The organism is Escherichia sp. WS1450 (genome assembly GCF_046487395.1).
In the GTDB taxonomy this organism is placed as follows: domain Bacteria; phylum Pseudomonadota; class Gammaproteobacteria; order Enterobacterales; family Enterobacteriaceae; genus Escherichia; species Escherichia coli.
The window spans coordinates 19,411-33,031 of the sequence record NZ_JBJQJO010000026.1; the positions used below are offsets into that span (position 1 = coordinate 19,411).

11 protein-coding genes are annotated in these 13,621 nt (G+C 51.6%); 8 read left to right on the top strand and 3 right to left on the bottom strand.

Features of this window, described 5'->3' with window-relative positions; all coding sequences use genetic code 11:
• Positions 1–25 precede the first annotated feature (25 nt).
• The 5 genes from selA to aldB all read left to right on the top strand — a co-directional run bounded on the left by selA (position 26) and on the right by aldB (position 7,670).
• Positions 26–1,417 carry an L-seryl-tRNA(Sec) selenium transferase gene (gene selA, locus ACJHYR_RS22625; RefSeq protein WP_000206248.1) on the top strand — a complete coding sequence of 464 codons (1,392 nt, stop codon included), beginning with the start codon at positions 26–28 and terminating at the stop codon, positions 1,415–1,417.
• Complete coding sequence (gene selB / locus ACJHYR_RS22630; RefSeq protein ID WP_000582424.1) at positions 1,414–3,258, top strand: selenocysteine-specific translation elongation factor; 1,845 nt, start codon at positions 1,414–1,416, stop codon at positions 3,256–3,258. The genes selA and selB overlap by 4 nt, the downstream gene beginning before the upstream one ends.
• 189 nt (positions 3,259–3,447) lie before the next feature.
• On the top strand, positions 3,448–4,599 hold the full coding sequence (gene yiaY, locus ACJHYR_RS22635; RefSeq protein WP_000741502.1) for an L-threonine dehydrogenase: 1,152 nt from the start codon (positions 3,448–3,450) through the stop codon (positions 4,597–4,599).
• Between the two features lie 129 nt (positions 4,600–4,728).
• Positions 4,729–6,024, top strand: a complete 1,296-nt coding sequence (locus ACJHYR_RS22640; RefSeq protein WP_000985748.1) for a Fic family protein — start codon at positions 4,729–4,731, stop codon at positions 6,022–6,024.
• Between the two features lie 107 nt (positions 6,025–6,131).
• Entirely contained in the window at positions 6,132–7,670 is a 1,539-nt protein-coding gene (aldB, locus tag ACJHYR_RS22645; RefSeq protein WP_014639341.1) for an aldehyde dehydrogenase AldB, read from the top strand.
• Positions 7,671–7,888: 218 nt separating this feature from the next.
• Here the strand turns inward: aldB and ACJHYR_RS22650 are convergent, their stop codons facing one another.
• Positions 7,889–8,092 (bottom strand): hypothetical protein, encoded by a 204-nt coding sequence (locus ACJHYR_RS22650; RefSeq protein WP_000885435.1) that lies wholly within the window; start codon positions 8,090–8,092, stop codon positions 7,889–7,891.
• Between the two features lie 122 nt (positions 8,093–8,214).
• On the opposite strand from ACJHYR_RS22650, the gene ACJHYR_RS22655 reads away from it, so the two are divergent.
• Both ACJHYR_RS22655 and ACJHYR_RS22660 read left to right on the top strand, forming a co-directional pair.
• Complete coding sequence (locus ACJHYR_RS22655) at positions 8,215–8,538, top strand: DUF3302 domain-containing protein (RefSeq protein WP_000478195.1); 324 nt, start codon at positions 8,215–8,217, stop codon at positions 8,536–8,538.
• Positions 8,539–8,543: 5 nt separating this feature from the next.
• A complete protein-coding gene (locus ACJHYR_RS22660) occupies positions 8,544–9,680 on the top strand; it encodes an HlyD family secretion protein (protein WP_000364890.1) in 1,137 nt (378 codons plus the stop codon).
• Here the strand turns inward: ACJHYR_RS22660 and ACJHYR_RS22665 are convergent.
• On the bottom strand, positions 9,677–10,651 hold the full coding sequence (locus ACJHYR_RS22665; RefSeq protein WP_000164036.1) for a LysR family transcriptional regulator: 975 nt from the start codon (positions 10,649–10,651) through the stop codon (positions 9,677–9,679). The genes ACJHYR_RS22660 and ACJHYR_RS22665 overlap by 4 nt on opposite strands.
• 123 nt (positions 10,652–10,774) lie before the next feature.
• Between ACJHYR_RS22665 and ACJHYR_RS22670 the strand changes: the two genes are divergently transcribed.
• Entirely contained in the window at positions 10,775–11,515 is a 741-nt protein-coding gene (locus ACJHYR_RS22670; protein WP_000906820.1) for a MipA/OmpV family protein, read from the top strand.
• Between the two features lie 129 nt (positions 11,516–11,644).
• Here ACJHYR_RS22670 and ACJHYR_RS22675 read toward each other — a convergent pair whose 3' ends face one another.
• Positions 11,645–13,615 (bottom strand): glycoside hydrolase family 127 protein, encoded by a 1,971-nt coding sequence (locus ACJHYR_RS22675; protein WP_001026867.1) that lies wholly within the window; start codon positions 13,613–13,615, stop codon positions 11,645–11,647.
• Positions 13,616–13,621: the final 6 nt, after the last annotated feature.

The window sequence follows — 13,621 nt, forward strand, 5'->3', positions numbered from 1 at the left end:
AGGGCCTTGATCAGCCAGGTTTCCTATGACAACCGAAACGCGTTCCCTCTATAGTCAACTTCCGGCTATTGATCGCTTATTGCGCGATAGCTCCTTCCTTTCTTTGCGTGATACTTATGGTCACACCCGCGTGGTGGAATTGCTGCGTCAGATGCTTGACGAAGCGCGAGAAGTGATTCGTGACAGCCAGACGCTGCCCGCATGGTGTGAAAACTGGGCGCAAGAAGTCGATGCCCGACTGACAAAGGAGGCGCAGAGCGCGCTGCGTCCGGTGATCAACCTGACGGGAACCGTGCTGCATACCAATCTTGGGCGAGCTTTACAGGCGGAAGCCGCAGTGGAAGCCGTTGCGCAGGCTATGCGTTCGCCAGTGACCCTCGAGTACGATCTGGACGACGCCGGACGCGGACATCGCGATCGGGCGCTGGCGCAGCTGCTGTGCCGCATTACGGGAGCGGAAGATGCCTGTATCGTTAATAACAATGCGGCGGCGGTGTTATTGATGTTGGCGGCCACTGCCAGCGGGAAAGAGGTGGTGGTATCTCGCGGCGAACTGGTGGAGATTGGCGGCGCGTTTCGTATTCCTGATGTCATGCGTCAGGCAGGCTGCACCCTACACGAAGTGGGGACCACCAACCGCACGCACGCTAATGATTATCGTCAGGCGGTGAATGAAAATACCGCGCTGTTGATGAAAGTACATACCAGTAACTACAGCATTCAGGGATTCACCAAAGCGATAGATGAAGCGGAACTGGTGGCGCTCGGCAAAGAGCTGGATGTTCCCGTAGTGACTGATTTAGGCAGTGGCTCGCTGGTTGATCTTAGCCAGTACGGTTTGCCGAAAGAGCCAATGCCGCAGGAGTTGATTGCGGCGGGTGTCAGTCTGGTGAGCTTCTCCGGCGACAAGTTGTTAGGCGGGCCGCAGGCAGGAATTATTGTTGGTAAAAAAGAGATGATCGCCCGCCTGCAAAGCCACCCGCTGAAGCGTGCATTACGCGCGGATAAAATGACCCTCGCGGCGCTGGAAGCCACGTTGCGTCTTTATTTACACCCTGAAGCTCTGAGTGAAAAATTACCGACCCTGCGCCTGCTTACCCGCAGCGCAGAGGTCATTCAAATCCAGGCACAACGTTTACAGGCCCCCCTTGCCGCACATTACGGCGCGGAGTTTGCGGTACAGGTTATGCCATGTCTTTCGCAGATTGGCAGTGGTTCGCTGCCGGTTGATCGCCTGCCGAGCGCGGCATTAACGTTTACACCCCATGATGGACGCGGTAGCCACCTTGAGTCATTAGCCGCCCGCTGGCGTGAATTGCCAGTGCCGGTGATTGGTCGTATTTATGACGGACGATTGTGGCTGGATTTACGCTGCCTTGAAAATGAGCAACGGTTTTTGGAGATGTTGTTGAAATGATTATTGCGACTGCCGGACACGTTGACCACGGCAAAACAACCTTATTGCAGGCGATTACTGGCGTAAATGCCGACCGTCTGCCGGAAGAAAAAAAGCGCGGCATGACCATCGATCTCGGCTATGCCTACTGGCCGCAGCCGGATGGCCGTGTGCCTGGTTTTATCGACGTACCCGGTCATGAAAAGTTTCTTTCCAACATGCTGGCTGGCGTTGGTGGTATCGATCACGCGCTGTTGGTGGTGGCGTGCGATGACGGCGTGATGGCACAGACCCGTGAGCATCTGGCGATTTTGCAGCTGACCGGTAACCCGATGCTGACAGTGGCGCTGACCAAAGCCGATCGCGTGGACGAAGCGCGTGTTGATGAGGTTGAACGCCAGGTAAAGGAGGTGCTGCGGGAATACGGTTTTGCTGAGGCAAAACTGTTTATCACCGCAGCAACCGAAGGTCGGGGAATTGATGCCCTGCGCGAGCATTTGCTTCAGTTACCAGAACGTGAACACGCCAGCCAACATAGTTTCCGCCTCGCGATCGACCGTGCATTTACCGTAAAAGGTGCCGGGCTGGTCGTCACCGGTACGGCGTTAAGCGGGGAAGTGAAGGTAGGCGATTCACTATGGCTGACTGGTGTAAATAAACCGATGCGCGTGCGTGCGCTGCATGCGCAAAATCAGCCAACAGAAACTGCCCATGCCGGTCAGCGTATCGCGCTTAACATCGCGGGTGATGCGGAAAAAGAGCAGATTCACCGTGGTGACTGGCTGCTTGCCGATGCGCCGCCGGAGCCTTTCACACGGGTGATTGTCGAGCTTCAAACCCATACACCGCTGACCCAGTGGCAGCCGCTGCATATTCACCACGCCGCCAGCCACGTCACGGGACGCGTTTCGCTGCTGGAAGATAACCTTGCCGAGCTGGTGTTCGACACGCCGCTATGGCTGGCGGATAACGATCGCCTGGTGCTGCGCGATATCTCGGCCCGCAACACGCTGGCGGGGGCGCGTGTGGTGATGCTTAACCCGCCGCGTCGCGGTAAGCGTAAGCCGGAATATCTGCAATGGCTGGCGTCTCTTGCACGGGCGCAGAGTGATGCCGATGCGTTATCTGTTCATCTGGAACGCGGAGCGGTTAACCTTGCGGATTTCGCCTGGGCACGGCAGCTCAACGGCGAAGGGATGCGCGAACTGCTGCAACAGCCTGGCTATATTCAGGCTGGTTATAGCTTGTTGAATGCGCCGGTTGCCGCCCGCTGGCAGCGGAAAATTCTCGACACATTAGCGACTTATCATGAGCAACATCGCGATGAACCTGGTCCTGGGCGCGAACGTCTGCGACGTATGGCGTTGCCAATGGAAGATGAAGCGCTGGTACTGTTGCTGATTGAAAAGATGCGCGAAAGCGGCGACATCCTCAGTCATCACGGTTGGCTGCATCTGCCGGATCATAAAGCGGGCTTCAGCGAAGAGCAGCAGGTCATCTGGCAAAAAGCAGAGCCGCTGTTTGGTGACGAACCGTGGTGGGTGCGTGACCTGGCAAAAGAGACGGGAACCGACGAGCAGGCAATGCGCCTGACGCTACGCCAGGCGGCGCAGCAGGGGATAATTACCGCGATCGTTAAAGATCGTTATTACCGTAACGATCGGATTGTCGAGTTTGCCAATATGATCCGCGATCTCGATCAGGAGTGTGGTTCAACCTGCGCGGCGGATTTCCGCGATCGCTTAGGTGTAGGCCGAAAGCTGGCAATTCAGATTTTGGAATATTTTGACCGCATTGGCTTTACGCGTCGTCGTGGAAATGATCATTTATTGCGCGACGCATTATTATTTCCGGAAAAATAAGGAAATGATTAATTAAGTTTTAAAATAAATTAATACAAAATTCTTATGAATTTAAAAAAAGCACATTGTTTAATGAATACAATGTGCTTTTTATTAGATTAATTTTGATAATCAATAATACTGATCATATTTTCAAATGAAAATCCTCAGTAAGCTGCCCGCCCTTTTTTACACTTTCAGGAGTGTGTTATGGCAGCTTCAACCTTTTTTATTCCTTCCGTGAATGTTATTGGTGCTGATTCATTGAATGATGCAATGAATATGATGGCAGATTATGGATTTACCCGTACCTTAATTGTCACTGACAATATGTTAACGAAATTGGGTATGGCGGGTGATGTGCAAAAAGCACTGGAAGAACGCAATATTTTTAGTGTTATTTATGATGGCACCCAACCTAACCCCACCACGGAAAACGTCGCTGCAGGTTTGAAATTACTTAAAGAAAATAATTGCGATAGCGTGATTTCCTTAGGCGGTGGTTCTCCACACGACTGCGCAAAAGGTATTGCGCTGGTGGCGGCCAATGGTGGCGATATTCGCGATTATGAAGGCGTTGACCGCTCTGCAAAACCGCAGCTGCCGATGATCGCCATCAATACCACGGCGGGTACGGCCTCTGAAATGACCCGTTTCTGCATCATCACTGACGAAGCGCGTCACATCAAAATGGCGATTGTTGATAAGCACGTGACTCCGCTGCTTTCTGTCAATGACTCCTCTCTGATGATCGGTATGCCGAAGTCACTGACCGCCGCAACCGGTATGGATGCCTTAACACACGCTATTGAAGCGTATGTTTCAATTGCTGCAACGCCGATCACTGACGCTTGCGCACTGAAAGCGGTGACCATGATTGCCGAAAATCTGCCGTTAGCCGTTGAAGATGGCAGCAATGCTAAAGCGCGTGAAGCAATGGCTTATGCCCAGTTCCTCGCTGGCATGGCATTCAACAACGCTTCTCTGGGTTATGTTCATGCGATGGCGCACCAGCTGGGCGGTTTCTACAATCTGCCGCACGGTGTATGTAACGCCGTTCTGCTGCCACACGTTCAGGTGTTCAACAGCAAAGTCGCTGCTGCGCGTCTGCGTGACTGTGCTGCTGCCATGGGCGTTAACGTGACAGGCAAAAATGACGCGGAAGGCGCAGAAGCGTGCATCAATGCCATCCGTGAACTGGCGAAGAAAGTGAATATCCCGGCAGGCCTGCGTGACCTGAACGTGAAAGAAGAAGATATTCCAGTGCTGGCAACCAATGCCCTGAAAGATGCCTGCGGCTTTACTAACCCGATCCAGGCAACTCACGAAGAAATTATGGCGATTTATCGCGCGGCGATGTAATCATCATTCCCACAATGGCTGTCTAATTGTCAGCCATTTTTTAAACTATCTCAAAATTTGCGATTTTTGAGATAGTTTCTCTTTCCTGCTATACACTATCTCAATATTGCGCTTTTTTGAGATAAGCACATGGCTATCAAATCACCTCCCGGACTTATTCCTTTATCACACTTATCGGGTGAGGAACTCCAGGCCCACCTGCGCTTTAACCGGGTTACCGATGAAAAAGGACGTTATCTACCTTTTGATGAGTTGCAGTACCGCATCAAAAAAGGAGAAAACGTCGATGTGGCGTGGACGCTTACCCGTCTGGCGCGCAACGCGGCGATCCAACGAATTAATTATTGCAATGAAGCGGGTGAACAGGCCGGATTCAACATTACCCCGGTGATTGCAGAAGCGTGCGAGCTTGTCGACAAACGTGCTACCGCGCTGGCGCTGAAAGATCAGACTGAACGGTTACGCGGGGCCGGAGCCGAGTTAAGCCAGTTACGCCTGGAAGAGCCGATCACCAGCTCCCAGCTGGAAGGTGCGAATACTACAACGCTGGTGGCGAGAAAAATGCTGGAAACAGGGCGGTCGCCACGCACTGAAGACGAGCATATGATTGCGGGAAATGCCCGGCTGATGGCGGAAATTCCGCACTTACTCGCAGAACCGCTGACGACTGCGCTTATTCGCCAGTTACATGCCATTGGTATGGGTGGAATCAATGACGCGAAATATCGTCCGGGAGAATTTCGTGAAACAGATGATGTTGTGATCGCCGACTATGACGGCAATATTGTGCACCAACCGCCCGCTGCGGCATTGTTGCTGGAACGGCTGGAAAAAGTTTGCCAGTGGTTAAACAGCCATGAAGGGTATATTCACCCGTTAATCCGTGCCTGCATTCTGCATTTTATGCTGGCCCATGAACATCCATTTCGCGATGGCAACGGGCGCACCAGTCGGGCACTGTTTTACTGGTATATGCTGAAATCGGGCTACGATGTCTTTAAATATATTTCCATCAGCCGTTTGCTTCATGCTGCACCGGTCAAATATGCCGCCAGCTGCCAGTACACTGAATCAGATGGTATGGATCTGACTTATTTCCTTGATTATCAGGCGGGTGTCATTAAACGTGCTTTGCAAAACTGGCAGCAGCATATTGATGAAATTATGCAACGAAGCGCAAAATTCGATAGTGTGCTGTTTAGCTCTGGCGTGCTTAAACGCTTGAATCCTCGCCAGGTAACGCTCCTGAATGTGATGCTCGCCAATCCGGGGAAAGAGTACACAGTTGCTGAAATTAGCGCGAGCCTGGGCGTCTCTGATAATACGGCTCGAGCTGATTTACGGACGATTGTTAAAGAAGGGTTTGCGCAAGAGAAGAAAATTAATGACCAGCAAGCCGTGTACGTCGCACATTACCCGCTGTAGTCCTTGCCCGTAAATTCGTGATAGCCGTCGTAAAGCTGTTACCGACTGGCGAAGATTTCGCCAGTCACGTCTACCCTTGTTATACCTCACACCGCAAGGAGACGATCATGACCAACAATCCCCCTTCAGCACGTGTTCAGCCCGGCGAGTATGGTTTTCCTCTTAAGTTAAAAGCCCGCTACGACAACTTTATCGGCGGCGAATGGGTAGCCCCTGCCGATGGCGACTATTACCAGAACCTGACGCCGGTGACCGGGCAGCTACTGTGCGAAGTGGCGTCTTCGGGCAAACGAGACATCGATCTGGCGCTGGATGCCGCGCATAAAGCGAAAGATAAATGGGCGCATACCTCGGTGCAGGATCGCGCGGCGATTCTGTTTAAGATTGCCGATCGGATGGAGCAGAACCTCGAACTGTTAGCGACCGCTGAAACCTGGGATAACGGCAAACCCATTCGCGAAACCAGTGCTGCTGATGTGCCGCTGGCAATTGACCATTTTCGCTATTTTGCCTCGTGTATTCGGGCGCAGGAAGGCGGTATTAGTGAAGTGGATAGCGAAACTGTGGCTTATCACTTCCACGAACCGTTAGGCGTGGTGGGGCAGATTATTCCGTGGAACTTCCCGCTGCTGATGGCGAGCTGGAAAATGGCTCCCGCGCTGGCGGCGGGCAACTGTGTGGTGCTGAAACCCGCACGTCTTACCCCGCTTTCTGTACTGCTGCTAATGGAAATCGTCGGTGATTTACTGCCGCCGGGCGTGGTGAACGTGGTTAACGGCGCTGGTGGGGAAATTGGCGAATATCTGGCGACCTCGAAACGCATCGCCAAAGTGGCGTTTACCGGCTCAACGGAAGTGGGCCAACAAATTATGCAGTACGCCACGCAAAACATTATTCCGGTGACGCTGGAGCTGGGCGGCAAATCCCCAAATATCTTCTTTGCTGATGTGATGGATGAAGAAGATGCCTTTTTCGATAAAGCGCTGGAAGGCTTTGCACTGTTTGCCTTTAACCAGGGCGAAGTTTGCACTTGTCCAAGCCGTGCTTTAGTGCAGGAGTCTATCTACGAACGCTTTATGGAACGCGCCATCCGCCGTGTCGAAAGCATTCGTAGCGGTAACCCACTCGACAGCGTGACGCAAATGGGCGCGCAGGTTTCGCACGGGCAACTGGAAACCATCCTCAACTACATTGATATTGGTAAAAAAGAGGGCGCAGATGTGCTCACCGGCGGGCGGCGCAAGCTGCTGGAAGGCGAACTGAAAGACGGCTACTACCTCGAACCGACGATTCTGTTTGGTCAGAATAATATGCGCGTGTTCCAGGAGGAGATTTTTGGCCCGGTGCTGGCGGTGACCACCTTCAAAACGATGGAAGAAGCGCTGGAGCTGGCGAACGACACGCAATATGGCCTGGGCGCGGGTGTCTGGAGCCGCAACGGTAATCTGGCCTATAAGATGGGGCGCGGCATTCAGGCCGGGCGCGTGTGGACCAACTGTTATCACGCTTACCCGGCACATGCGGCGTTTGGTGGCTACAAACAATCAGGCATTGGCCGCGAAACCCACAAAATGATGCTTGAGCATTACCAGCAAACCAAGTGCTTGCTGGTGAGCTACTCGGATAAACCGTTGGGGCTGTTCTGATATAAGAAGCTGGTCGCATTGGGTATTCATTGCCTGATGCGACGCTTACTCGTCTTATCATGCCTACGGGGACCTGACCGTAGGCCGGATAAGGCGTACACGCCGCATCCGGCATAAACAAAGCGCACGTTGTTACAATTTACGTTTTAAACCTACGTGCGCAATAACCCAGACTACGCCAACAGAAGTGCGTTTCTGGGGCGTGTTTTGCCAGGAGTTTAATCTCGCGTTTCGATGGTGAGCGGGCAAACCAGGCCGTAAATCACCATTGGCGTTCCGAGGCCAATCAGCAATAAACGGTAGATAATTGAAGGTTTAATACGCTTTATCTGTACTGTGGATGTTTTACTGGAGTTATTCATTAGCTTGGTCAATAGTTCCATTATTTCAATATGATAAACCTCGACCTGTTGAAAAGCCACGCAGCACACTTCAGAAAGTATATAAAAAACAATATGTCGTTATATAAATAAGGAAATTGCACTGCATCATGGCATTTCATAATATGCGTTAATTGTTCTTTTTTATATTCTTTGAGGGAAATATGTTCCTGGACTATTTTGCGCTGGGAGTGCTTATTTTTGTATTTCTGGTGATATTTTATGGGATTATTATTTTACATGATATTCCCTACCTGATTGCTAAAAAACGTAATCATCCTCATGCCGACGCCATTCATGTTGCTGGTTGGGTGAGTCTTTTTACGTTACATGTTATCTGGCCGTTTTTGTGGATTTGGGCCACGCTTTACCGCCCGGAGCGGGGATGGGGAATGCAAAGCCATGATTCATCCGTTATGCAACTGCAACAGCGCATTGCCGGGCTGGAGAAACAGCTCGCCGACATCAAATCCTCTTCTGCCGAGTAATACTTATGGATTTACTGATTATTTTGACCTATGTGGCTTTTGCATGGGCAATGTTTAAGATCTTCAAAATTCCCGTAAATAAATGGACCATTCCCACAGCGGCCCTGGGTGGAATATTTATTGTCAGCGGTCTAATTCTGTTAATGAACTATAACCATCCGTATACCTTTAAAGCGCAAAAAGCGGTTATTTCTATTCCTGTTGTCCCACAGGTGACTGGTGTGGTGATTGAAGTGACGGATAAGAAAAATACGCTGATTAAAAAAGGTGAAGTGCTATTTCGACTGGACCCGACGCGTTATCAGGCGCGGGTGGATCGGCTGATGGCGGATATCGTTACCGCAGAACATAAACAGCGGGCGTTGGGCGCAGAGTTAGATGAGATGGTGGCGAATACTCAGCAGGCAAAGGCCACGCGGGATAAATTCGCTAAAGAGTATCAGCGTTACGCACGCGGCAGCCAGGCGAAAGTAAACCCGTTTTCAGAACGCGATATCGATGTGGCGCGGCAAAATTATCTGGCGCAGGAAGCCTCCGTAAAGTCATCGGCAGCGGAACAAAAACAGATCCAGAGCCAGCTGGATAGCCTGGTGTTGGGTGAACATTCTCAAATCGCCAGCCTGAAAGCGCAGCTCGCGGAAGCAAAATATAACCTTGAGCAGACGATAGTGCGTGCGCCGAGCGATGGTTATGTGACTCAGGTCCTGATTCGTCCGGGTACCTATGCCGCGTCGCTGCCGCTACGTCCGGTGATGGTGTTTATACCCGATCAGAAACGACAAATCGTGGCGCAGTTCCGTCAGAACTCCTTGCTGCGACTGGCTCCTGGCGACGATGCGGAAGTGGTGTTTAATGCTCTGCCAGGTAAGGTATTCAGCGGTAAGCTGGCAGCCATTAGTCCAGCCGTTCCCGGCGGAGCTTATCAGTCGACCGGCACCTTACAGACGTTAAACACAGCGCCGGGTTCAGATGGCGTTATCGCGACCATTGAACTGGATGAGCACACTGATTTGAGCGCTTTACCAGACGGTATTTACGCCCAGGTGGCGGTTTACTCTGATCATTTCAGCCATGTCTCGGTGATGCGCAAAGTGCTGTTACGCATGACCAGTTGGGTGCATTACCTTTATCTCGATCATTAATCTTCGCTTTCCGCCGCTTGTTCAGGCCGCAGTTGCTGCGACTGAGCAAGCTGGTGGCGAATTTCACGCAGCATTTCATCCAGCACATACTGGACCCGCCAGGGCTGGTATTCCCGTTTACGGAAGATAGCCACCAGATCCAGCCACCATTCATAGGGTTGCTGAAAGCAGGGCACCAGCGTGCCGTCTTGCAGATCGCTCTGTACACTTTTGTCTGGCGCAAACACAATCCCCAGGTGATTTCGTGCCAGCTCCAGCGCCGATTGCGTGTTGTCGCAAACGTAATTTCCCTTCACGCGATAATCCCGCACCTCTTTACTCCCGGCGACGTTGAAGCGCCAGATATTCGCGTCGTCGATCATCATCGAGTCGATCAAAATACAGGAGTGATGTTCGAGTTCGTCAGGACGGCTAATGGGATGTTTCTCAAGATAGCGCTGGCTGGCATAAGCGGTTACGGCATATTGGGTAATAAAACTGGCAACCAGCGATTCATCTTTTGGTGGGGCATAGCTGATTAAAACATCACAATCATCAGGAAATTCGACGCCTTCATAAAAGGCATTACGCTCAAGATTGCAGGTTTTTAGCGATAAGGTGATATCACCGATATCTTTAATTTTATCGATTACATGTTTGGATAAATAGGTAATTATGCCGGTTGGGGCGTAGATGGTGACCCGACCACGTTTCTCATGCTTATAATCTGCAATAAAATTATTAAGCTGCTCGTTTCTGTCCAGCATGTCGTTGATGTACGGTAATAGCGCGGTGCCAAAAGGTGTGAGCATCAGTTGTCGGGTGGTTCGGTCAAAAACTTTTAAACCCACTTTTGATTCAAAATCAGCAAGATATTTGCTGACGTTGGCCTGTGCGATGCCAAGTACAGTCGCGGCATGGCTGATATTTTCACTGGCAGCGATTACCGAGATAATTTTTAACTCCCGGTACTTAAGTTGTAATTTTGTCATCGCAACAGCCCAATTATATATAATTTTATATATTACTATATAAATATGAATCTTGCACCGGAGAAATTGTAAGCATTACTATGCCGACTCTTTTTTATCTTATTTTAAAATGGAATACCGGACATGTTAATTAACCGCAATATTGTGGCGTTATTTGCGTTGCCTTTTATGGCAAGCGCAACTGCTTCTGAATTATCCATTGGTGCTGGTGCGGCTTATAATGAATCGCCTTATCGCGGTTATAATGAAAATACAAAGGCAATTCCGCTGATTAGCTATGAAGGTGATACTTTTTATGTTCGTCAGACCACGTTAGGTTTTATTCTGTCGCAAAGTGAAAAAAATGAACTTAGCCTGACCGCATCCTGGATGCCGCTGGAATTTGACCCTACCGATAATGACGATTATGCCATGCAACAGCTTGATAAGCGTGATAGTACGGCTATGGCGGGGGTTGCCTGGTATCACCACGAGCGTTGGGGAACCGTGAAAGCCTCTGCGGCTGCGGACGTTCTGGATAACAGCAACGGCTGGGTGGGGGAGCTATCGGTATTCCACAAAATGCAGATAGGTCGCCTGTCGCTGACACCTGCGCTGGGCGTTCTCTATTATGACGAGAATTTCAGTGACTATTACTATGGCATTTCAGAGAGTGAGTCCCGTCGTAGCGGTCTGGCAAGTTATTCCGCGCAGGATGCCTGGGTGCCCTATGTCAGCCTGACGGCAAAATACCCGATAGGAGAGCACGTCGTATTGATGGCGAGCGCAGGATACAGCGAGCTGCCGGAAGAGGTTACCGACAGCCCGATGATTGATCGTAATGAGAGTTTTACCTTTGTCACCGGCGTGAGCTGGCGTTTTTAATTCACCGGTGGATGTCGGTGCGGCTGGCCTACACTCTCGCACCGACTTGTATGCCTGATAAGACGTGTTAAGCGTCGCATCAGGCAATGTGCTCCTTACGTTGGATGCGGCGCGAGTGCCTTATCCAACCTACGGATGGCAATGCTTTTCCTCATTCACCCAGATCCGCATTTCGCCTTCACCCCGGTTGGCCCAGCTAAACCACGGGATAAAGGTCAGGGTTTGCGGCTGGCGTTTGGCTGGCGCGCTGTCGTAATGCCACAGCGGTTGCTGCTCTGGATTGCTCTGTTCATACCGGTAACCCGGAGCCTGGATTAAGATCTTATGGCGGAACAATCCCTTGCCTTCAAATGTCGTAAATGGCGCATCGGCGGGCAGCCACAGGTTATGCAGTGACTCGCCGTTGTCGGCCTGTTCCAGGCAATACACCAGCGGGCCGCGCTGAATCGCCACTTTTCCGGCGACGTGACGCACCTGAGGGTTACCGTAAACGCGGCGTACCGGCATCGGCAAAGTCAGATTCAGCGTATCGCCCTCCTGCCATTCGCGGGTAATGTGCAAATACCCTTTACGAATATCCTGCCCGACCTCTTCCCCATTCAATATGATCTGCGGCTGTGTGCACCAGTCCGGCAGACGTAAAGCCAGCGTATGACGCACCGGCTGGGGCGATTCAACCGCAATCGTCACCTGCTCCTGCCACGGATAGTTTCCGCTAACCCGCAGACGCAGCGTGCCATTTTCTACCGGCACTTCCATGCTGTTTCCTGCGTAGATGTTGATATACAACGCATCTTCACGCGGCGTGTAGAGATAATGACCAATCGAGGTTAGCACGCGGGCGATATTTGGCGGACAACAAGCGCAACCAAACCAACGCTGGCGGATCGGCTTAACGTGATCGTAGATATGGTTGAATTTTAACGTTTTTGGATGCACTTCCAGCGGATTCACATAGAAGAAATGTTTGCCATCCAGCGCCATGCCGCCGAGCACGGTGTTGTACAGTGCGCGCTCCATCACATCGGCATATTGACTGTCGCCTTCCATTTCCAGCATTCGCCGGGCGAACATCATCAGGCCGATGGAAGCACAGCTTTCGGCGTATACCGTGTCATTCGGCAGATCGTAATCGCTGCTGAACGCTTCGCCGCTGCTTTGTGAGCCAATGCCGCCGGTAATATATAACTGACGCTGGGCCATATTGTTCCACAGCCGCAGGCAATCCTGACGCTTGCTTTCATCGTGACTTAAACGCGCCAGATGTGCGACGCCAGTCATCAGATATACAAAGCGTACTGCATGTCCGATGGCGGTTTGTTGCTGTGCGATGGGTAAATGCGCCTGGCTGTAGGCTTTATCTTTCACCATCCACGCCGGGCCGTAGGTGTGCCAGTGCGAGGTCTGCCCGCGCTTTTCATATTCCTGGTCGTAATAGTGCGGTTGCGCACCACGCTGTTCGACAAAATAGTTCGCCAGCGCCAGGTAGCGCGGCTCTTCGGTCACTTCATACAGGCGCATTAGTGCCAGTTCAATTTCCGGGTGACCAGGATAACCGTGTAACTTACTTTCACCTGGACCAAATACGCTGTCGATATGATCGGCCAGACGGCAAACCACTTCCAGCAAGCGCCGCTTGCCCGTGGCCTGGAAGAAGGCGACTCCGGCTTCAATCAGATGACCGGCGCAGTAAAGTTCATGACACTCCGCCAGATTGCTCCAGCGTTCTTCGGGCGCTTTTACCGTAAAGTAAGTATTGAGATAGCCATCTTCGCACTGGGCGGAAGCGACCAGTTCGATTACCTCGTCAGCAGTTTTTTCCAGTTCGGCATCCGGCTTCTGGCACAGCGACCAGGCTACCGCTTCCAGCCATTTGGCGACGTCGCTGTCCTGAAACACCATCCCGTAAAATTCACCGTCTTGCAGTCCTGCGGCAATGCGAAAGTTTTCAATCGCATGGCTGGGTTCCGCTTCTGGGATACGATCGTTCAAGGCATCCCACTGATAAGGAATCACCACGTCGCGGACCAGTTGTTGGTACTGACCGAGGAACGGATCGCTGACCGTCAGTTTATGCAGATCGACTTCCGAAATGTTCATCTTGTG

Bases quoted from the DNA above. Each gene is read 5' to 3' on its own strand.
- ACJHYR_RS22640 (WP_000985748.1), top strand. From the start codon at position 4,729: ATGGCTATCAAATCACCTCCCGGACTTATTCCTTTATCACACTTATCG.
- aldB (WP_014639341.1), top strand. From the start codon at position 6,132: ATGACCAACAATCCCCCTTCAGCACGTGTTCAGCCCGGCGAGTATGGT.
- ACJHYR_RS22670 (WP_000906820.1), top strand. From the start codon at position 10,775: ATGTTAATTAACCGCAATATTGTGGCGTTATTTGCGTTGCCTTTTATG.
- ACJHYR_RS22675 (WP_001026867.1), bottom strand. From the start codon at position 13,615: ATGAACATTTCGGAAGTCGATCTGCATAAACTGACGGTCAGCGATCCG.
- ACJHYR_RS22665 (WP_000164036.1), bottom strand. From the start codon at position 10,651: ATGACAAAATTACAACTTAAGTACCGGGAGTTAAAAATTATCTCGGTA.
- selA (WP_000206248.1), top strand. From the start codon at position 26: ATGACAACCGAAACGCGTTCCCTCTATAGTCAACTTCCGGCTATTGAT.
- selB (WP_000582424.1), top strand. From the start codon at position 1,414: ATGATTATTGCGACTGCCGGACACGTTGACCACGGCAAAACAACCTTA.
- ACJHYR_RS22655 (WP_000478195.1), top strand. From the start codon at position 8,215: ATGTTCCTGGACTATTTTGCGCTGGGAGTGCTTATTTTTGTATTTCTG.
- ACJHYR_RS22660 (WP_000364890.1), top strand. From the start codon at position 8,544: ATGGATTTACTGATTATTTTGACCTATGTGGCTTTTGCATGGGCAATG.
- yiaY (WP_000741502.1), top strand. From the start codon at position 3,448: ATGGCAGCTTCAACCTTTTTTATTCCTTCCGTGAATGTTATTGGTGCT.